This window comes from Streptomyces sp. CY-1, assembly GCF_047218265.1.
In the GTDB taxonomy this organism is placed as follows: Bacteria; Actinomycetota; Actinomycetes; order Streptomycetales; family Streptomycetaceae; genus Streptomyces; species Streptomyces niphimycinicus.
This window is the reverse complement of sequence record NZ_CP178393.1, coordinates 6678423-6697742: the sequence shown is the minus strand read 5'-3', so window position 1 is coordinate 6697742 and position 19320 is coordinate 6678423. Positions and strand designations below refer to the sequence as shown.

The 19320-nt window shown below is 72.7% G+C and carries 15 protein-coding genes and 1 pseudogene; 6 read left to right on the top strand and 10 right to left on the bottom strand.

From position 1 onward, the window contains the following. Nucleotides 1-71: 71 nt before the first annotated feature. Together ACK1X7_RS28820 and ACK1X7_RS28815 are read right to left on the bottom strand one after the other, a co-directional pair. Entirely contained in the window at nucleotides 72-1184 is a 1113-nt protein-coding gene (locus ACK1X7_RS28820) for a hypothetical protein (protein ID WP_413115814.1), read from the bottom strand. A gap of 817 nt (nucleotides 1185-2001) precedes the next feature. Next, on the bottom strand, nucleotides 2002-3399 hold the full coding sequence (locus tag ACK1X7_RS28815; protein WP_385148100.1) for a transcriptional regulator: 1398 nt from the start codon (nucleotides 3397-3399) through the stop codon (nucleotides 2002-2004). A gap of 374 nt (nucleotides 3400-3773) precedes the next feature. On the opposite strand from ACK1X7_RS28815, the gene ACK1X7_RS28810 reads away from it, so the two are divergent. The 3 genes from ACK1X7_RS28810 (at nucleotide 3774) to ACK1X7_RS28800 (ending at nucleotide 7140) form a co-directional block, all read left to right on the top strand. After that, nucleotides 3774-4439, top strand: coding sequence for a bifunctional DNA primase/polymerase (locus tag ACK1X7_RS28810; RefSeq protein WP_385148097.1), 666 nt, complete (start codon nucleotides 3774-3776; stop codon nucleotides 4437-4439). A gap of 209 nt (nucleotides 4440-4648) precedes the next feature. Further along, a complete protein-coding gene (locus ACK1X7_RS28805; RefSeq protein ID WP_361499429.1) occupies nucleotides 4649-5458 on the top strand; it encodes an ABC transporter ATP-binding protein in 810 nt (269 codons plus the stop codon). After that, a complete protein-coding gene (locus ACK1X7_RS28800; RefSeq protein ID WP_385148094.1) occupies nucleotides 5455-7140 on the top strand; it encodes a transporter in 1686 nt (561 codons plus the stop codon). The genes ACK1X7_RS28805 and ACK1X7_RS28800 overlap by 4 nt, the downstream gene beginning before the upstream one ends. Nucleotides 7141-7249: 109 nt before the next feature. Here the strand turns inward: ACK1X7_RS28800 and ACK1X7_RS28795 are convergent, their stop codons facing one another. Beyond that, nucleotides 7250-7546 carry an SH3 domain-containing protein gene (locus ACK1X7_RS28795; RefSeq protein ID WP_385148130.1) on the bottom strand — a complete coding sequence of 99 codons (297 nt, stop codon included), beginning with the start codon at nucleotides 7544-7546 and terminating at the stop codon, nucleotides 7250-7252. Nucleotides 7547-7781: 235 nt separating this feature from the next. Further along, nucleotides 7782-8969 (bottom strand): lactate 2-monooxygenase, encoded by a 1188-nt coding sequence (locus ACK1X7_RS28790; protein WP_385148090.1) that lies wholly within the window; start codon nucleotides 8967-8969, stop codon nucleotides 7782-7784. 336 nt (nucleotides 8970-9305) lie between these two features. On the opposite strand from ACK1X7_RS28790, the gene ACK1X7_RS28785 reads away from it, so the two are divergent. Next, nucleotides 9306-9743 carry a hypothetical protein gene (locus tag ACK1X7_RS28785; protein ID WP_385148087.1) on the top strand — a complete coding sequence of 146 codons (438 nt, stop codon included), beginning with the start codon at nucleotides 9306-9308 and terminating at the stop codon, nucleotides 9741-9743. A gap of 57 nt (nucleotides 9744-9800) precedes the next feature. Here the strand turns inward: ACK1X7_RS28785 and ACK1X7_RS28780 are convergent, their stop codons facing one another. Next, complete coding sequence (locus tag ACK1X7_RS28780; protein WP_390793095.1) at nucleotides 9801-10670, bottom strand: alpha/beta fold hydrolase; 870 nt, start codon at nucleotides 10668-10670, stop codon at nucleotides 9801-9803. 746 nt (nucleotides 10671-11416) lie between these two features. Next, nucleotides 11417-12109, bottom strand: coding sequence for a metal-dependent transcriptional regulator (locus ACK1X7_RS28775; protein WP_020870546.1), 693 nt, complete (start codon nucleotides 12107-12109; stop codon nucleotides 11417-11419). 152 nt (nucleotides 12110-12261) lie between these two features. Here ACK1X7_RS28775 and ACK1X7_RS28770 point away from each other — a divergent pair, with 152 nt between their 5' ends. After that, nucleotides 12262-13017, top strand: a complete 756-nt coding sequence (locus ACK1X7_RS28770; protein WP_385148081.1) for an SIS domain-containing protein — start codon at nucleotides 12262-12264, stop codon at nucleotides 13015-13017. Nucleotides 13018-13676: 659 nt separating this feature from the next. On the opposite strand, the gene ACK1X7_RS28765 is transcribed toward ACK1X7_RS28770, so the two are convergent. Next, nucleotides 13677-15224: a PAS domain-containing protein gene (locus tag ACK1X7_RS28765; protein ID WP_390793096.1), complete on the bottom strand. Its 1548-nt coding sequence runs from the start codon at nucleotides 15222-15224 to the stop codon at nucleotides 13677-13679. 446 nt (nucleotides 15225-15670) lie between these two features. Beyond that, nucleotides 15671-16366, bottom strand: a complete 696-nt coding sequence (gene pdxH / locus ACK1X7_RS28760; RefSeq protein ID WP_385148432.1) for a pyridoxamine 5'-phosphate oxidase — start codon at nucleotides 16364-16366, stop codon at nucleotides 15671-15673. Nucleotides 16367-16706: 340 nt separating this feature from the next. Here pdxH and ACK1X7_RS28755 point away from each other — a divergent pair, with 340 nt between their 5' ends. After that, on the top strand, nucleotides 16707-17807 hold the full coding sequence (locus tag ACK1X7_RS28755) for a citrate synthase 2 (RefSeq protein WP_361498613.1): 1101 nt from the start codon (nucleotides 16707-16709) through the stop codon (nucleotides 17805-17807). 21 nt (nucleotides 17808-17828) lie between these two features. Here ACK1X7_RS28755 and ACK1X7_RS28750 read toward each other — a convergent pair whose 3' ends face one another. Both ACK1X7_RS28750 and ACK1X7_RS28745 read right to left on the bottom strand, forming a co-directional pair. Further along, a complete protein-coding gene (locus ACK1X7_RS28750; RefSeq protein WP_385148435.1) occupies nucleotides 17829-18428 on the bottom strand; it encodes a TetR/AcrR family transcriptional regulator in 600 nt (199 codons plus the stop codon). Nucleotides 18429-18562: 134 nt separating this feature from the next. After that, nucleotides 18563-19309 (bottom strand): annotated as a pseudogene (locus ACK1X7_RS28745) (enoyl-CoA hydratase family protein); the annotation flags it as partial. Nucleotides 19310-19320: the final 11 nt, after the last annotated feature.

The window sequence follows — 19320 nt, the reverse complement described above, 5'->3', positions numbered from 1 at the left end:
GCGCCCGCGGGCCGGGCCCTGACACTCTGCGGACCGGGCCGGGGACGGCGGCACCGGCCCCGGCCGTCCGGTCACAGTTCGGTGGCCTGATGCGAGGTGAGGCCGTACTTGGAGGCGATCGGGTTCCACAGCCCCGAGGCCGTCCTCTTGGCCTGCGTGGCCTCGCCGCTCGCCCGCTCGGCCGCCCCGACCCGGGGCGAACGGCGGGCCTTGCCCTTGGGGCAGCCCTTCTTGCCGCCGACCTGATCGGCCCAGGCCGCGTACTCGTTGTCGGCCCTGGCCGAGGACTTCCACGCCTTGGTGAGAGCCGCGGTCAGCCGCGCGTTGTCGGGCAGCTTGTCCACCGACAGCTTGCCCAGCCGGGTCACCAGACCATTGCGCTGGCCCGCGGCGGTCCGCAGATCCGATGCCGCCGTGGACAGGTCCTTGCAGGACTTGATGTTGTCCACGGCCTTGATCACCGACGCGCGGCTGTTGTTGCTGTCGGCGAGCAGCGCGTCCAGCGCCTTCGCCTGCGGCTCGGCGGGGTCGGCGGCTTTGGACGGCTCCCCTTCACCGGCGCTCGGCGAGGAGCTGCTCAGCGTCGAATTGTCCTTCTTGTCGTCGTCGCCGCCCATGCTGAGCGCGGCTCCGGCGGCGAGCCCGGCGATACCGCAGCCCGCCACCACGATGCCGATGAGCATGCCCCGTGACATCCGGCGCCGCCCACCACCGCCGGACGGTGACGGCTGCGGAACGTCCTGGGGGAACTGCGGCAACTGCTGGGTCTCATGGGCGCCCTCGTCACGGAACAGACCGTCGAACTCCGAGGGCGGCGGCCGGTCCCCGGGACGGCCGGGACGGATCGCGTACGGGGCGCTGCCGGGCCGCTCCGGGACGTTCGCCGCGGACGCGGGCACGGGCGCGTTCTGCACGGGCCCGGGCGGCGTGGGCGGGAGCACCGCGGTCTCTTCCGCGGCGGCCGGCTGGCGGTGGGCGCCCCCGCCCCGGCGGCCGGGGCGGACGGCGCGCAACTGGGTGGTGGACTCGGCGGGCGACTCGGGCCGGTTCTCGGGCGGCAGCGGCACGCTCTTGACCGTGGCGAGCGTGGTGGTGGGGGTGTCCAGAGGCGGCGGGGCCTCCCCCGGGACCGGGGGTATGAGCTGGGTCGCGTCGGCGTCCCCGGCGGGCTGCGGCGGCAGCACCTGGGTCTCGTCGGCGGCCTGGTACGGCGGCTGGGCCGGTCTCTGGGGGGCCGGCCAAGCCTGCTGCCGGCCGTAAGGCTGTCCCTCGGGCGCCCCGTAAGGCTGCCCTTCAGGCGCCCCGTAAGACCCCTCCGGCGCCCCGAAAGACCCGCCGGGGGCTCCGAAAGACCCCTCCGGTGCCCCGTAAGTCTGTCCTCCAGGCGGCCCGTAGGACTGCGCCCCGGGCGATCCCCCGTAGGTCTGGCCCTCGGGCGGCCCGTAAGGCTGCCCCTCGGGAGGCGGCGGCGCGCCGAACTCCCCCTGCGGCGGCGGTTCCGGAGCGCTCTGCGGGCCCCAAGGCTGCCCCCATGCCTGTCCCCCGGCCGGGGCCGCCTGGTGGCCGTCCGAGGGCTTGTAGTCCCCCTGGGCGGGCAGCACAACCCCCTCGCGCACAGGCTGCGCGGGCGGGACCGCGGGAAGCCGCGGCTCATTCCCCTGTCCGCTCTGTGTCACCGGGACTCCTTGGTTATACGGAACTACGGAATCGTCGGCTCACGCTACCGGTTCCCCAGAGGCCGCGATGCCCATGAGCCCAGGGGGACGGCGAGAGACTGGTCACCGCGGCAGGGGGCACACCGCCGCGATCAGGGGATATGTGAACCTCACCCGTACCCCCGGTAATCACAAGGCAACGCACATCCCAACACGCGCACCCAACGCACATGTCTCATCACACCCACCAACACCACACGCACCAGCAGCCACAACGCGACGCACGCCCCATAACTCCCACGCCCCACAACGCCCCCGCGCCCGGCGGAAATCTCAGCCGACAGCCTCAGGCGACCTGCATCTGAAGCCGCGCCCCGAACTCCCGCACCACCGGCTCGTCCCGATACGGCTCCAACCGCTGCTGGAAGTCGTCCAGATACTCCGCCCCCCGGTTGGACCGCAACGTGCCCAGCAGATCCACCGCCTGGGCGCCGATATGGCACGCCTGCTCCACATCGCGCTGCTGCACATGCGCGGTGGCCAGCAGCAGCAACCCGATCGCCCGCCGCCGCACCCGCCCCTCCGGAAGCCCCTCCAGGGCCTCCTCGGCCCGCCGCCGGGCCTGTTCGGCCTGGCCCAGGTCCCGGTGGCAGTGGGCCAGCTCATCGGCGAGATAGGCGTGGTCGAAGTGGCGGATCCAGGTGGGGTCGTCACCCGTGACAGAGCCCGAACCGCTCCCCACCGCCCGCTCCAACGCGTCCAGCGCGCGCCCGGCCGCGGCCTGGCAGGCCCGTGCGTCCCCCATCAGGGCGTGGCCGCGCGCCTCGGCCGCCAGGAACATCGATTCGGCGCGCGGCGGCACCTGGCCGCGCGCCCCCTCCTGGGCGGCCTTCGCCAACTGCGCGATCTCCCGGGGATTCCCGAGCTGGGCGGCGAGATGGCTCATGCTGGCGGCGAGCACATAGCCGCCGTAACCCCGGTCCCCGGCGGCCTGGGCGAGCCGCAGCGCCTGGATGTAATAGCGCTGGGCGAGACCGGACTGCCCGGTGTCGACCGCCATATAGCCCGCCAGCTCCGTCAACCGCGCGACGGCCGCGAAGAGTTCCCGGCCGACCGCCTCGGTGTACGAGCCGGCCAGCAGCCCGGAGACCACACTGTTCAGATAGTGGACGACGACGGGGCGCACATGGCCGCTGCCGTAGCGGTGGTCCAGATCGACGAGGGCGTCCGTCGTGGCCCGCACCGCCGCGACGTCCGAACGCCCCACCCGGGCGCCCGCGGTGCGCGCGACCTGGGCGTCCGCACCGGTGATCAGCCAGTCGCGGCTGGGCTCGACCAGCGCGGAGGCGGCGACCGTCGAACCGCTGAGGAAGTCGCGGCGCCCCACATCGCTCCGCCACAGCTCGCAGACCTGCTCTATCGCGCCGAGGACGGTGGGCGAGAACTGGAGACCGACCCCGGAGGCAAGGTTCTTGCCGTTGGCCATGCCGATCTCGTCGATCGTGACCGTACGGCCCAGCTTGCGGCCGAGCGCCTCGGCGATGATGCCCGGCGCCCGGCCCCGGGGCTGCTGGCCACGCAGCCAACGGGCCACCGACGTCTTGTCGTACCGAAGATCGAGACCGTGCTCGGCGCCGCACATATTGACCCTGCGCGCCAACCCGGCGTTGGAACAGCCGGCTTCCTGGATGAGCGCTTGCAGCCGTTCGTTCGGCTGCCGCGCCACAAGCGGCCTAGCGGCCATGGCGTTACCCCCTGTGACTGCTTGCGTTCTCGGCGTATCCGTCTCTGTTGCTGAGTGATGCCCCGCAGATATCGCAGGTATACGGCGAATGCGGAACTTGCCCGTATTGACCGCATCGTTCGCGCACGGCGCCGATACGAGTCCGGGCACGCCCTCCCCCTGGCGCCGCGGCATGGCCGCCGGACACTCGCACGCCTGTCACGCATGGTGGTTACCCGCTTACACAGCCGCAACCCCATACGCGCCCCCGACTGTGCACCCATGCGCCCCGCCATGCCGTCCTCGCGCACCCCGGGCCCCCGGCGGCCCGCCCGTGCGGGGGTCCGGCCGTAACCCCTGTTGACGGCGGAAGTTGTCCTTGCGTGGAAGAGACCATGGACGTGACAGGACCATCGCGGTTCCCCGCGGGAACCGCGCAGATTCCTCAGCAGCGCGGGGAGCGGCTGCGCGACGCGGCGGTGCGATATGCCGAGGAGCGGCATTGGGACGTGCTCTCCGGCGCCTGGCTGGAGACCGTGGACGGAGCGGAGCGCTGCTCCTGCAAAAGCGCCGACTGCCCGGCCCCCGGCGCCCATCCGACCGGCCGGGACTGGGTGAACCAGGCCACCGGCAGCGCGGTCGTGGTCCGCCGCATGTGGGCCAGGACGCCGCGCGCCTCCATCCTGCTGCCCACCGGCCGCACCTTCGACGCGCTCGACGTACCGGAGTCGGCGGGCTGTCTGGCGCTCGCGCGGATGGAGCGCCGCCAGGTCGAGCTGGGCCCGGTCACCTGCACCCCCGGGCGCAGGATGCTCTTCTTCGTCCTCCCGGGCGCCGCGGCCAAGGTCCCCGACCTGGTGCGGAATCTGGGCTGGCCGCCGAACGCGATCGACCTGACCGCGCGCGGCGAGGGCGACTATCTGGTCGCGCCGCCGACCCGGGTGGGCCTGCGCGGCCCGATCCAGTGGGCCCGGCGGCCCACCGCCGCCAACCGCTGGCTGCCCGACGCCCAGGAGCTGGTGAGCGCCCTCGCCTACGCCTGCGGCCGCGAGCGCCGCTGAACGCCCCCGGACCCCCGGCCACCCCCGGACCGCCGACACCCCCGGGCCCCTGACGCACCGCGCCCCTGGCACCCCGTACCGCTGCGACACACCGCACCGCTGACGCCCCCCGGAGTACTCCCCGGGTCGGCACCTATCGTGGAGCGACGGGCGGGGGCGCCACGACCAGCCCCCGCGTGAGTCGTCCCATAGGAAGACGGGGGAAGCCGGTGCCGCAGGAGCAAACAGCAGCCAGCACACAGTCGACCAGGGCCGCCGCCGTGCGGGTGAGCGGCCTGTGGAAGCGCTACGGAGAGCAGATCGCGGTCGCGGGGATCGATCTGGAGCTGCCCGCCGGGCAGTTCATCGGCCTCGTCGGGCCCAATGGAGCCGGTAAGACCACCACGCTTTCGATGATCACCGGCCTGCTGCGCCCCGACTCGGGGACCGTGGAGATCGGCGGGCACGACGTCTGGCGGGACCCGGTCGAGATCAAGGCGCGGATCGGGGTGCTGCCGGAGGGGCTGCGGATGTTCGAGCGGCTCTCCGGCCGGGAGCTGCTCACCTACACCGGGCGGCTGCGCGGGCTGCCCGGTGAAGAGGTCGACAAGCGCGCCACCCAGCTCCTGGACGTCCTGGATCTCGCGGGCTCCCAGAACAAGCTGGTCATCGACTACTCCACCGGTATGCGGAAGAAGATCGGGCTGGCCGCCGCGCTGCTCCACAACCCGGAAGTCCTCTTCCTCGACGAGCCCTTCGAGGGGGTCGACCCGGTCTCCGCCCAGACCATCCGCGGCGTCCTGGAGCGCTACACCAACTCCGGCGCCACCGTCGTCTTCTCCAGCCATGTCATGGAGCTGGTGGAGTCGCTGTGCGACTGGGTGGCGGTGATCGCGAAGGGGCGGATCCGGGCCCATGGCCCGCTGGCCGAGGTGCGGGGCGACGCACCCTCCCTTCAGAACGCCTTCCTGGAACTCGTCGGCGCGGGCGGGCGCGAGGCGGGCCAGAGCCTCGACTGGCTGGGCGGCGGCGCCCGATGACGCTCACCGACCCGCTCGACGCCAAGGGCCCGCTCGGCACCGCCGCGCCCGTGCCGCCCGCCGTCCCCACCGTCTCCCCCACCCGCGTCTTCATCTCCCTGAAGCTGGCGCTGCTGCGCAACGGGCTGCGCCAGTCCGGCGGCCGGCGGGCCGCGTACATCACCTCGCTGGTGCTGGCGATGCTGTTCGCCGTGTCGCAACTGCTCGGCCTGGTGCTGCTGCGCGACACGAACCACGTCGACGCGCTGGTCACACTGCTGACGGCGGTACTCGCCCTCGGCTGGGCGGTGATGCCGCTGTTCTTCCCGGGCGGCGACGAAACCCTCGACCCGACCCGGCTGGTGATGCTGCCGCTGCGGCCACGCTCGCTGATCACCGCACTGCTGGTGTCCTCACTGGTCGGCATCGGCCCGGTGTTCGCCCTGACCCTGGCGGCCGGTTCGGCCATCGCCGTCGCGCACGGGGCGGCGGCCGCGGTGGCGGCAGTGGTGGCCGTGGTGCTGACGGTGCTGGTGTGCGTGGCGCTGGCCCGCGCCGTCGCCACGGCCAACACCCGCCTTCTCACCAGCCGTAAGGGCCGCGACCTGGCGGTGCTCAGCGGCCTGTTCGTGGCGATCGGCGCGCAGTTCGTGAACATCGGGGCCCAGCAGCTCAGCGGTGAGAACGGCCTGGCCGTGCTGGAACCGGTCGCGCGGGTGCTGCGCTGGGTGCCGCCCGCGGCGGCGGTCGACGCCGTCCAGAGCGTCAGCGACGGCGCCTACGGGGTCGCGGCCGCCCAGTTCGCGCTGACCATGGCCGCGCTGGCGGGGCTGATGTGGTGGTGGCGGAGCACCCTCACCCACCTGATGACCACCCCGGACGCCTCGACGCTCGAGGCGGCGGCGCCGCGCGAGCGGCGCGGCCCCGGCGCGGCCGACACCCCGGACTCCTCGGGCCCGTTCGCCCGGCTGCTGCCCGCCGGCCGCAGCGGCACGGTGCTGCTGCGGACGCTGCGCTATGCCGTACGGGATCCGAAGACCAAGTCGGCCTGGGTCACCTCGCTGGGTGTCGGTCTGCTGCTGCCCTTTGTCACGGCCGTCCAGGACAATGGCTCGGTCTACTGGTCCTGCTGGGCGTCGGGCATGCTCGGCATGCTGATGTACAACCAGTTCGGCCAGGACTCCTCCGCCTTCTGGATGGTCGCGCAGACGATCTCCTCGCCCCGCGACGCCTATCTGGAGCTGCGCGGCCGCACGCTGGCGCTTCTCCTGGTGGCGGTGCCGTACATGGCGGTGGCGGTGCTCGGCTCCGCCGCCGTCCTGAAGAACTGGTCGGCCGCTCCCGAGGCGCTCGGGATCGCCCTGGCGCTGCTCGGCTCGATGCTGGCGACCGGCGCCCTGGCCTCCGTGCTGGCCCCGTACTCGATTCCGCAGGACAGCGGCCACAAGAACGTCGCCCCGGGGCAGGCGGGGATCGCCTGGATCAGCCTCCTGGTCGGGATGGTCGTGGGCTCCGTACTGTGCGCGCCGGTGCTGGGCCTGACGATCTGGCTGCATGTCTCCGGGGCGCACGGCTGGCTGTGGGTGGTGTTCCCGCTGGGCGCGGTGTACGGCGCGGCCATAGCGGAGACCGGCCTGCGCATGGCGGCACCGCGGGTCGCGGCGCGGCTGCCGGAGATCCTGGCGGCGGTCAGCAAGGGGTGAGCCCCGGGCACACATCGCGGTGCGGCGGGGCCGGGGACTCACCCCGGCCCCGCCGCCGCGTTCTGGTGTCGCACGAACCGCCCGCACCTCAACTGCCGTAACGTTCCGGCTAGTCGAGGTACTTGCTGTACACCCAGCCTCTGGTCCCGGGTCGGATTCCGGTCGTCGTCCGCTTGAGGATCTTTCCGTAGGACCAGCTCTTCTCGAAGCCCCGGGTGCGGCAGAAGTACCGGAAGGAATCCCCCCGGTAAAGCGTCCCTATAGCGCGGTACCGCTTTCCCGGTCCGGTACGGAATCGAGCCCCACTGGTGGAGACCTTGAAATTGACATCCGGGGAATTGAACTGACACGCCGATGACCCCACCGCCGACGCCGATGGCGCCAGGGCCACGGAACCGCCCAGCATCAGCGTCGCCGCAAGCACGACCATCGAGGCTTTACGTTGGATCTTCACGCAACCACCCCCCGTGATCGGTTAATTCACTGCATGATCGATTAATTCACTTCGCGCCGAAGAGCGTAGCACCCGGCAATCCGGAAGCTCATGACCCGGTAAAGCCTCCACGGCCCCACGGCGAGTCGCCGGTGTACCGGTGCATCTGACAACAAGTTGAAAGCCGAAGGGAATTGTCGACCGAGCGTCAGCCGAGCGCGTCCGGAGTGAGCCGCGCCGCATCCGGGTGGCCCGACAGCGCCATCGTCAGCTCGAACTCGGCCAGCAGGGAGCGGATCACATGCTCCACCCCCGGCTGCCCGTCCAGCCCCAGCCCATACGCGTACGGCCGCCCCAGCAGCACCGCGCGGGCGCCGAGGGCGAGCGCCTTGAACACATCGTCACCGGTGCGCACCCCGCTGTCGAAGAGCACCGCGAGCCGGTCGCCGACCGCCGCCACCACCCCCGGCAGCGCGTCGGCCGCCCCGATGGAGCCGCTCACCTGGCGGCCGCCGTGGTTGGACACCACCACGCCGTCCATCCCCGCCTCCTCCGCGCGCCGGGCGTCGTCGGGGTGCAACACCCCCTTCAGCACGATCGGTCCGTCCCACTGCTCACGCAGAAACGCCAGGTCCTCCCAGGTCTTCCCGGGGTCGCCGAACATCTGCACAAAGTGCAGCACCGCGGCGTCCCGGTCCTCGTGGACCGGCTTGGCGAGCCCGGCCCGGAACGCCGGATCGGTGAAGTAGTTGGCGGTTCCCACACCGCGCAGAAACGGCAGATACGCCTGGTCGAGATCGCGCGGCCGCCAGGCCAGCAGCGGGGTGTCGAGGGTCACCACAAGGGCCGTGAAACCACACGTCCTGGCCCGGTCCAGAAAGCTCCTGGTGACCTCGCGGTCCTTGCCCCAGTAGAGCTGGAACCACCGCTCACCGTCCCCCATCGCCTCCGCCACCCGCTCCATCGGCGTACTGGACGCCGAGGACAGGATGAACGGCACGCCCTGCGCCGCCGCGGCCCGCGCCGCCGCGCACTCGGCGTCCGGGTGCATGATCGACAGCACGCCGATCGGCGCGAGCGCGAGCGGCGCGGGCAGCCTGGTGCCCAGCAGCTCGACCGAGAGATTCCGCCGCCGTACGTCACGGAGCATCCGCGGCACGATCCGATGCCGTTCCAGCGCCGCCCGGTTGGCCCGCTCGGTGCTGCCGTTGCCCGCGCTGCCCGCGACATAGCCCACCGGCCCGGGCCCCAGCCGGGCCTCGGCCAGTTCCTCGAGCCGGGTCAGATCGGCGGGCAGCCGCGGAACGGCGCCGGTCATCCCGTTCAGATAGATCTCGTACTGAAATGCCGCCCAGTCCCTGCCCGGTTCCGGATCCGTGATGTCGCCGCCGATCATGTGCTTCCCTTCATCTGTCCATTACTGGTCAATTCCCCATTGCTACAAGGGAGTAGAGGACTCGTAGGATCAACGAACCGTCGGTCGCGTTCAAGGGATCACACCGGAACGCGACGGAGACAGTTCCCGCATTGGAGTTCCACCGTGCCGCTGACCAAGACAACATGGCTGCGGGTCGGCGCGCCCGTTGCCGTGCTGGCTCTCGCCCTGACCGCGTGCGGACCATTCGGGGAAAAGGGCGATACATCCGAGAACGCACGGCACACTTCCCGCTCGGAGGCCGCCGACGGAGATCGGGGTGGGGCGCGGACGGTGGGGATGCGGTCGGGGGGTGGCTTGTTCTGGCCGGGCCAGACCGGTACGCGGGCGTTCAAGGAGGACACCGGGGTCGAGCCCACCTACCGGATCGCGGCGCAGAAGGTCGACATCGGCACGGCGGACGAGGCGAGGGCGCTGGTGGCGGACCCGGCCGACGCCAAGGGCCTGGTGCCCGCGGTCGCCCAGGTGAAGTACACCCATCTGCGCGGGGCCACCGTGCGGCAGTATCCACGGGTCGGGGACTACGCGGAGGTGTACGCGGACGGCCGGCGGGGAGCGAAGGTCATGGGCGATACCGGGCGGCCCAAGGGCTGCGCGGACCCGGATGAGATCAAGGACTGGAGGAACGGGCAGAGCTATCTGCTCTGCACCACCTTCCTGATTCCCGCGCGGGCCAGGGAGGTCGAGGTCATGTGGACGGAGATCGGCGGCGAGCCGTTCACCTGGGCGTTCTGAACCGGGGGGCGCGCCGGAGTCAGACGGGGAGGGCCGAGGCCAGGAGTCGCGTCGGCATCAGACGGGGAGAGCCGAGGCCAGGAAGGGCTCCACGGCGCGGCGCCAGCCGTCCGGCTGGTCGTAGTGGACCAGATGGCCCGCGTCCACCACCTCCGCATACTGCCCGCGCGGCAGGACGCGGACCATCTCCTGCGCCTCCGCACGGCCCAGCTCGCCATCCAGCCCGCGGACGACCAGGGTGGGGCACTCGACCAGGGCCAGCTCTTCCCAATGGGCGTCCTGGACCCAGGTCTCACGGGCCTTCAGCATCTGGCGGCAGGAGAAGGCCGGGCGCCAGCCGTCCGAACGCTCGGCCATGACCTCGGCGAAGAAATCGCCCCGGGCCGGATTCGGCCGCTCCAGCGTCGGATCGTCCTCGCCGAACCACCTGCGCACATCGGCGAGGGTCGCGAACGGCACCGGCCAGGAGCGGAACCACTCGGCCCACTCGCGCTGCGAGGCGGCGCCGAGGGCCGAGGCACGCATATCGCAGATGACCAGCGCCCGGACCAGATCGGGGCGGCGGGCCGCGAGCTGCCAGGCGGTGAGGGCGCCCATGGCATGGCCGATCAGGGTCACGGGGCCGAGGCCGAGCTGCTCCACGGCCGCCTCGGCGTCGTCCACATAGGTGGAGCGGTCGAAGGGCCCCTCGGCCGGCTTGTCGCTGCGGCCATGGCCGCGCTGGTCGAGGGCGACCGCCCGATGGCGGGTGGAGAGCCAGCGGGCCGTCTCCGCCCAGTGGGCCGCACGGCCCAGCAGCCCATGGAGCAACAGCACTCCGGGGCCCCGCGCTCCCTCGCTGCCGGCACCTGCCTTGGGCGGATCGGTGAACTCCCAGGCGGCGAGCCGCACGCCGCCGGTCCCGCTCACCTCGATGCGTCGCACCATGTGGTCTGGCACCTCCAGCCCTCTCTCGAACACCCTCACAGTATCGAACTCATATTCGAACACGGTGCTGTTACGCCCAACACCCCTCGTTCGAGTGACCACCGTCAGGGATTGATCGTCTGTGCCATGGGGAGACAGCTAGCGGGAGGCGGACTGCTCGGGGAAGGGAGTCCGCGGGGGACGACCCTGAGAGCTCGGGGCTCCGGGTCACCAGGGCTCCGGGTCGCACCGGCCGCGTTCGCGCGGTCCGTGCGACCCGGGGTCCAGCGGGGGGACATGGGGAAGCGGGGCCCCGGCACCTGACGGCACCGGGGCCCTCGCTGAAGAACTCCCCCTCGGCGGCACAGCCTCTCGGGCCCACCGCGGCCCCCTCCCCTGACGGCCTGCGCGTCAGCGACAGCGTCGCACGCGTCGGCCCCGCCCGCTCGGTTTCTGTCGACTCCGGTTTCGGGAAAATCCGTCGTCGCAGGTCGTGACGGCCGAATCGACTGAACGGGGTGTATCGGTCAGCGTGTCGAAGCGCGTGAGGTTGTGCGGGGGTGTATACGGGCGGCGTTGGGCCGCCGGGCGCCCGGGGGCCAGGGCAGGAGTCGGGGATTCAGGGTCGGGAACAGCGCAGGGAGTCGGGAGCCGGGACGCGGGAAGCTCGCGCTAGCACCCGGCCGGGGTCAGCGCGTGGCTACGAACCGGGGCCGGCGCCTGGCCAGGAAGACCGCAGGCAACGCTTGGCCACGAGAAGGCCAGGGTCAGCGCTTGGCCACGAAGACATGCGAGGCGATCTCCGCCTCCAGCTCCGCCGCCTCACCGCTGCTGCCGACCAGCACCCCGCCCGGCGACTCCGTGACGCTCACCACGGAGCCCGGCTGCACCCCGGCCCGCCGCAGCGTGTACATCACCTGGGCGTCGGCCTGGATGGGCTCGCCGATGCGGCGCACCACCACCGTCTTGCCCTCCGAGCCGGGCTCCAGCTCACGCAGGCTCACCATGGACTCGTCCAGGAACGGATCGGCCTCGGCCTTCTCGCCCAGCTCCTCCAGGCCCGGAATCGGGTTGCCGTAAGGCGACTCTGTCGGATGGCGGAGCAGCTCCAGCACCCGCCGCTCCACCGCCTCGCTCATCACATGCTCCCAGCGGCACGCCTCGGCGTGGACCTGCTCCCACTCCAGCCCGATCACATCGACGAGCAGGCATTCGGCGAGGCGGTGCTTGCGCATCACCCGCGTGGCCAGCCGGCGGCCCTCCTCGGTCAGCTCCAGATGACGGTCGCCCGCGACCGTGACCAGCCCGTCACGCTCCATTCGCGCCACCGTCTGGCTGACCGTCGGGCCGCTCTGCTCGAGCCGCTCCGCGATCCGGGCGCGCATGGGGACCACGCCCTCCTCCTCGAGCTCGAGGATGGTGCGGAGATACATCTCCGTGGTGTCGATCAGTCCGGACATGCGTGCCCCTCGAAGTGTCGTGCGGTGGCCCTCAGCCAATTCTGACGCATCCCGCCGACAACGGGGCCGAGACGGCCTCTTCCGCCGCAAGGGACCGGGCTGCTATTGACAGCGTCATGATCGGAAACCCCCACAGGGAAGGCGACGCGTTGATGAACGAGTCCAAACCGGCCGGGCAATTCTTCGACGCGGCCATCGGCCTGCTGCGGCAGGTGCGGGACGAGGAGGGCGAGCATATCGCCGCGGCGGGCACGCTGATCGCCGATACCGTCGCCGCGGGCGGCCGCCTCTTCGCGTTCGGTGCCGGGCACTCCTCCCTGCCCGCGCAGGACGTCGTCTACCGCGCGGGCGGGCTCGCGCTGATGAATCTGCTGCCGGTGCCGGGGGTGGTGGGCGTGGACGTCATCCCCGCCACCCTCGGCAGCGCGCTGGAACGCGTGGACGGGCTCGCCACGACCGTCCTCGACAGCAGTCCGCTCCGGTCCGGGGACCTGCTGATCGTGATCTCGCTGTCCGGGCGCAACGCCCTGCCCGTGGAGATGGCGATGAGCGCCCGGGAGCGCGGTGTCAGGGTGATCGGGGTGACCTCGGTCGGCTACGCGACGGGCACGACCTCGCGCAACTCCTCCGGTGGCTTCCTCAAGGACCAGTGCGATCTGGTCATCGACAACAAGATCGCGATCGGGGACGCGGAACTCACGGTGGACGGCGTCGGCGCGCCCTTCGCCCCCGCGTCCACGGTCGTGACGAGCGCGATCATGCAATCCATGGTGGCCGCTGGGGTCGCGGAACTGGCCGAGCGGGGGGTCGAGCCGCCCATGCTGAGGTCGGGGAACGTGGATGGTGGGCATGAGTGGAACCGCAAGGTGATGACCGAGTACGGGGATCGGATCTTCTACCGGCGGTAAGACCCTCGCCGGGGGCCTTTGCGGGGTGGTCCCCGCCGGTGAGCGCGCAGCGGGGGTGGCTTCCCCCACCCCGCCCCTTCCCGAATCCCGGGGGCGGCCCCGGCCCCCGGCCGGGGCTCCGCCCCTGCACCCCGCTCCTCAAACGCCGGAGGGGCTGGAGCGAACCCTGGGGGCGGTGCCCCATACCCCAGCCGGGGCACCGCCCCGGACCCCGCACCTCAAACGCCGAAGGGGCTCGAGCCAACCCCGGGGGACAGCCCCGGACCCCAGCCGGGGCACCACCCCCGGCCCCCCACCTCAAACGCCGAAGGGGCTCGAGCCAACCCCGGGGGACAGCCCCGGACCCCAGCCAGGGCACCGCCCCCGGCCCCCCACCTCAAATACCGGAGAGGCTGAAGCGAACCCCTGGAGCGGCCCCGGGCCCCGGCTGGGGCTCCGCCCCTGGACCCCGCTCCTCAAACACCGGAGAGGCTGGATTGGCCGCAAGCGCCGGAGGGGCTGGATTGGGCGCGGGCGGCGGATGCGCGGCGCCCCTCGGCCCGAGACGTCACCGGCCCGCGGCGCCCCTCGGCCCGGGGCTTCACGGGTCGGGGCGTCACCGGCCTGGGGCGTCACCGGCCCAGGGCGTCAGCCGCCCGGAACGTCAGCCGCCCGGGACGTCAGCGGTGGCTCAGGGTCAGGTCTACCGAGGCCGCGACGCGGGCCGCGACGTCCTCCGCGTACGCCGCGTCCGTGCGGTCGAAGGCCCGGCGGCTGGACGTGCGCAGGAAGGTGACCACGCCTAGGGTGCGGCCGCGGCTGCGCAGCACCGCGCACAGGCCGTGCACCGTGCCCTCCGGCCATTTGCGGGCCACCGCCCACTGGGCCGCCGCGGGCTCGTCCGAGCGTCTCGTGCTCGCCCGTACCGAACCGCAGCGGTCCACCGCCTGGAGCGCCGGATGGCCCTCCGGGTAGCCCAGCGGGATGCCCCCGGGGACGACGGGCGGGCAGGGGCCGGGGGCGCCGACGGGGGTGGCCGCGGCCCGGACGAGGCGGACCCGGTCCGCCGAAGCGCCCGGCGGCGGGTCCAGGACCAGGTCGATCAGGGCGTGATCGGCGAAGCCCGCCAGCGCGAAGTCCAGATGGACCGAGGCCGCCTCCATCGGGTCCTCGCATTCGGCCGCCGCCCGCGCCGCCCGGTGCAGTTGGTTGCCCCGGAAGCGCATCCGGGCGCTCTCCTGCTCCTGCCCCTTCGCCTCCGTCACATCCTGGAAGATCCAGGCCACGCCGAGCGGCGTCGGCTCCTCGGTGAGCGGTGAGGCCAGCCGGAGGAAGCCGCTGCGCCAGCAGCGGCGCCGGGCCGCCGCACCGGCCTCGCCGCGGTCGACGCCCTCGCCGCGCACCGCCTCGTCGTCGAGCAGTTCGTAGCGCACACTGTCCGCGCCCTCGAAGCCGTCCGCGGCGTCGGCGTCCCGCAGCGTCACCCACAGCTCGGTGGGCGCCGGGGGCGCGCCCTCCGCCAGGACGTGCTGGAGCGCGGCCTCCGCCTCCTCGACGCCCTGGTCCAGGAAGTCGCCCAGCGGCCGGCCGGGCGCGGCCTTACGGGCCGTGCGCAGCGCGCCCGCCGCGCTGGCGTTGACGACGGCCACCCGCAGATCCGCGTCGACCAGGACCACGTTCCACGACGCGTCCTCCAGCAGCGCCTCGCTCAGCGCGATCGACCGCTCCAGGTCGACCTGCGCATGCACCTCGCTGAAGGCGCAGTACACCCCGGCCGGGCGGCCGTCCGCGCCCGCCACCGCAGAGGACTGCGTACGGACCAGGACCCGGCCGCCGTCCTTGGTCAGCAGCGCGAACTCGTGCACCCGGCGTCCCGCGGCGCCCATGGCCTCCGTAAGGCGCGCGTCGACGTCCCGCGCGTCCCCCGGGCGGGCGGCCCAGCCGCCCAGCCCCTTACGGCCGACCGCCTCCGCCGCCGTCCAGCCGAGGATGCGCTCGGCCTCGTGGTTCCAGTGGGTCACCGTGCCGTCGGCGTCGAACGCGCACAGGGCGGCGTCCATCCCGTCGAGCAGCGCGGCGAGCAGTTCGGAGTCGGGCCGCTCGGGCCCGTCCGGGCACTCGGGCCGGACGGACGCCGACGCGGCGGCGGCCGCCTGTCCGGGGACCCCCCGCGGAGATCGGGCGGAACGCGCCGGCCCTGCGGGTTCGGAACGTGGTGAAGCGCTCACCTGACACCCCTTGCTCGACGTGGCTGTCTGTTGTGGGGCACGTCGGACATTGAACTCGAACGTGACACGCGCCACACCGCATTCGTCGAAATCGTTGCCACACGGAAATTCGCTTGTGTGTGGCAGGAGGCGGTTCTTAGGCTTGCGGTACACGAGAAGGGAGGTGGTTCGGCAGATGTATGAAATCCGGACGCGTGAGGTGACTGCGGGCTAGCAGTCCGTCGTCGCGCTCTGCGCATCGCCGGACTGGCGCACGAAAGAGGTGCGCAGCCGGCCAATCCCATGCAGTCACCCGACCCGCGGGTCGCCGGTACGTCCGACCGGCCCCCTTCCGCCTCAGGGCGTCAGGGGTAAAGACCCGCGGGTTGTCCGCGTTTTCGGGGCCCCTCACAAGCGGCCCCTCACAGGCGGCCCTTCACGGGCCAGGGCTCACCCGGTCGCGTACCTCAGGGGTACAGCCGCTCCACCCGCCAGCCCTCCTCATCGGCCGGCCGCACATACCGCAGCCGGTCGTGCAGCCGGTTCTCCCGGCCCTGCCAGAACTCCACCGCCTCCGGCACCACCCGGAACCCGCCCCACTCCGGCGGCACCGGCACCTGCTCCCCCGGCGGATAGCGGTCCGCCAGCTCCTCGTACGAGCGGTCCAGCTCCTCCCGCGAGCCCACCACCGAGGACTGCGTGCTCGCCCACGCCCCGAGCTGCGAGCCGTGCGGCCGGGTCCGGAAGTACGCCGCCGTCTCGTCCCGCCCGGTGCGCCGCGCGGTGCCCGTGACGATCACCTGCCGGGCGATGGGGTGCCAGGGGAAGAGCAGTGCGATATGCGGGTTCTCGCCCAGCTCGCGGCCCTTGCGGGAGCCGTAGTTGGTGTAGAAGACGAAGCCGCGCTCGTCGAAGCTCTTCATCAGGACGGTGCGGGAGCTGGGGCGGCCCGCCGCGTCGGCCGTCGAGACGATCATGGCGTTCGGTTCGAAGAGCCCGCTGCCGACCGCGTCCTCGAACCACCGGGTGAACTGCCGGAACGGATCGCCCGCGAGCTCCGCCTCGTCGAAGCCGGCCGCGCGGTAGTGCTCGCGCATGGCGGCCGGGTCGTACGTACGCGCGGAGGAAGCCGAGGGCTCCGAGTCAACGTGAGGCACGGGCATATCTTGCAACATCATCGGTCCTTCGCACGGGCTGCCCCGGAAGAGCGATCTCCCTCCCCCGCCGTACCGCCCCGTAACCCTCCCGCGACGCGCACCGCGTGTGCGGCTTCTCACGCTTCCCCGTGGCGGGCGCACGCACCAGACTGAGGCTGACCATGCGCCTGTGGGCGCCTGGCAGGCACCACCCCCCGTGTTCCGGAGGTCACTCCCCGCCGCGGTTGGGTGACCACTACCCGCACGGGGCACATCACCGGAGTGACCGGTACGGACCGCGAGCCGTGTCAGGCGGCCGCGTAACCGTTCCGGCACCGCCGTCGTCCGCAGCATGAGGAGCCGCCTGATGTCCGACTTCGTACCCGGACTCGAAGGAGTCGTCGCGTTCGAGACGGAGATCGCCGAACCCGACAAGGAAGGCGGCGCGCTGCGCTACCGAGGCGTGGACATCGAGGACCTGGTGGGCCATGTCTCCTTCGGGAACGTGTGGGGTCTGCTGGTCGACGGTGCCTTCAACCCGGGGCTGCCGGCCGCCGAGCCGTTCCCCATCCCGGTCCACTCCGGGGACGTCCGGGTCGACGTCCAGTCCGCGCTGGCCATGCTCGCGCCCGTCTGGGGCCTCAAACCGCTGCTGGACATCGACGCGGAGCAGGCCCGTGAGGACCTGGCGCGCGCGGCCGTGATGGCGCTGTCCTACGTCGCCCAGTCGGCCCGCGGCCAGGGGAAGCCGATGGTGCCGCAGCGGGAGATCGACAAGGCCGGGACCATCGTGGAGCGCTTCATGCGGCGCTGGCGCGGTGAGCCGGACCCCAAGCATGTCGCCGCCGTGGACGCGTACTGGACCTCGGCCGCCGAGCACGGGATGAACGCCTCCACCTTCACCGCCCGCGTCATCGCCTCCACCGGCGCCGATGTCGCCGCCGCGCTCTCCGGCGCGGTGGGCGCCATGTCGGGGCCGCTGCACGGCGGCGCGCCCTCCCGGGTGCTCGGCATGATCGAGGAGATCGAGCGCACCGGGGACGCCACCGGCTATGTCCGGCAGGCCCTCGACCGGGGCGAGCGGCTGATGGGCTTCGGCCACCGCGTCTACCGCGCCGAGGACCCGCGGGCGCGGGTGCTGCGGCGCACCGCGAAGGAGCTGGGCGCACCGCGCTTCGAGGTCGCCGAGGCGCTGGAGCGGGCCGCCCTGGACGAGCTGCACAACCGGCGGCCGGACCGGGTGCTGGCCACGAACGTGGAGTTCTGGGCGGCCATCGTGCTGGACTTCGCCGAGGTGCCGGCGCCCATGTTCACCTCGATGTTCACCTGCGCCCGCACGGCGGGCTGGAGCGCGCACATCCTGGAGCAGAAGCGGACCGGCCGGCTGGTGCGGCCGTCGGCCCGGTACGTCGGCCCCGGCACCCGCGGCCCGCACGAGGTCGACGGGTACGGGGACACCAAGCGGTAGTCCGGTCCGGGCGGCCGACGGCTAGGTGAGGATCGCCTCCAGGATCCGCGACCACTGGGCCACCACCCGCTCCCGGCGGTGGCCGTCGTCCGTCAGGAGGTTGGCCAGGCCCAGGCCGCGTCCCATGTCGAGCAGGCCCTGGACGGCCTCCCGGACGCCCGGCACCGACTCGTCGGCGCCCAGCAGTTCCACCGCCATCCGATGGGTCTCACGGCCGATCTTCGCCTCCAGGGCGGTCACCCGGGCGCCGAGCTGCTCCTCGTACGAGGCCGCCACCCACAGTTGGAGGGCGGCCCGGAAGAGCGGGCCGGTGTAGAGGGCGACCAGCGCCTCGACCACCGTGTGGACGCGGCCCTCCCCATGCGGGGCGGGGAGGGCGCGCAGCTCGGCCGAGCGCTCCTCGGCCACATGCTCGACGGCGGCCGTGAAGAGGTCCTCCCGGGTCGGGAAGTGGTGCTGGGCCGCGCCCCGCGACACCCCGGCCCGCTCGGCCACCACCGCGACCGTGGACCCTGCCCAGCCGCGCTCGGCGAGGCAGGCCACGGCGGCCTCCAGCAGCCGTCTGCGGGTCGCGCGGCTGCGGTCCTGCTTGGGGTCGCGCAATGCCGTACGGGGGGTCATCGGGACGCTCCTGCGGCCCCGGCGTCCGGCGTGGCCTGAGCGTCCCCCGCGGCCCGATCGTCCGGCGCTACGTCGGCCGTGGCTCCCGCGTCCCCCGCGGCCTGAGCATCCGCCCCCGCGTCGGCCGCCGTCTCCCGCACCCACACCGGCTCACGCCGCTCCAGGAAGGCCGTCATGCCCTCCCGGGCCTCCTCCGAGGCGAAGAGCCGGGCCGACAGCGCGGCCAGCGGTTCGCCGTCCCGGTCGAAGGCGCGCAGCACATCGGCGGTCACCAGCCGCTTGGACTCGGCGAGGCCCTGCGGGGAGCCCCGGCGCAGCCCGTCGAGGACGGGCGCCAGCGCTTCTTCCGCGTCGCCCTCCGGGTCCGCCATCGTCACCAGCCCGATCCGGGCCGCCTCGGCGGCGTCGAACCGCTCGCCCGTGAGGTAGTAGCGGGCCGCCGCGCGGCGGTCCAGCCGGGGCAGCAGCGGCATCGAGATGACGGCCGGGGCGAGGCCGAGCCGCGCCTCGGTGAAGGCGAAGCTGGCACCGCGCCCGGCCGCCGAGATGTCGCAGGCTCCGAGCAGCCCGAGCCCACCGGCCCGCACATGTCCGGTGACGCGTGCGACGACCGGCTTGGGCAGCTCCACGATCGACCGCAACAGCGCCACCAGTGCGGCCGCACCGGACGCCGAGGGCGGTTCGCTCAGATCCGCGCCCGCGCAGAAGGTGGTGCCGGTGTGGGTGAGCAGCACCGCCCGGACGCGGTCGTCCCGCCCGGCCGCCGCCAGCGCCTCGCGCAACTCGGTGACCAGGCGCGTCGAGAGGGCGTTGCGGTTGTGCGGCGAGTCCAGGGTGAGGGTGGCGATACCGCGCGCGAAGGCGGACCGTATGAAAGGCATCGGCGCCGCGG

What these genes read in the sequence shown, in the direction of transcription:
- ACK1X7_RS28800 (WP_385148094.1), top strand. Translation starts at nt 5,455, where the DNA reads ATGACGCTCACCGACCCGCTCGACGCCAAGGGCCCGCTCGGCACCGCC.
- ACK1X7_RS28810 (WP_385148097.1), top strand. Translation starts at nt 3,774, where the DNA reads ATGGACGTGACAGGACCATCGCGGTTCCCCGCGGGAACCGCGCAGATT.
- ACK1X7_RS28780 (WP_390793095.1), bottom strand. Translation starts at nt 10,670, where the DNA reads ATGGTGCGACGCATCGAGGTGAGCGGGACCGGCGGCGTGCGGCTCGCC.
- ACK1X7_RS28770 (WP_385148081.1), top strand. Translation starts at nt 12,262, where the DNA reads ATGAACGAGTCCAAACCGGCCGGGCAATTCTTCGACGCGGCCATCGGC.
- ACK1X7_RS28790 (WP_385148090.1), bottom strand. Translation starts at nt 8,969, where the DNA reads ATGATCGGCGGCGACATCACGGATCCGGAACCGGGCAGGGACTGGGCG.
- ACK1X7_RS28750 (WP_385148435.1), bottom strand. Translation starts at nt 18,428, where the DNA reads ATGACCCCCCGTACGGCATTGCGCGACCCCAAGCAGGACCGCAGCCGC.
- ACK1X7_RS28815 (WP_385148100.1), bottom strand. Translation starts at nt 3,399, where the DNA reads ATGGCCGCTAGGCCGCTTGTGGCGCGGCAGCCGAACGAACGGCTGCAA.
- ACK1X7_RS28795 (WP_385148130.1), bottom strand. Translation starts at nt 7,546, where the DNA reads ATGCTGGGCGGTTCCGTGGCCCTGGCGCCATCGGCGTCGGCGGTGGGG.
- ACK1X7_RS28775 (WP_020870546.1), bottom strand. Translation starts at nt 12,109, where the DNA reads ATGTCCGGACTGATCGACACCACGGAGATGTATCTCCGCACCATCCTC.
- pdxH (WP_385148432.1), bottom strand. Translation starts at nt 16,366, where the DNA reads ATGCCCGTGCCTCACGTTGACTCGGAGCCCTCGGCTTCCTCCGCGCGT.
- ACK1X7_RS28755 (WP_361498613.1), top strand. Translation starts at nt 16,707, where the DNA reads ATGTCCGACTTCGTACCCGGACTCGAAGGAGTCGTCGCGTTCGAGACG.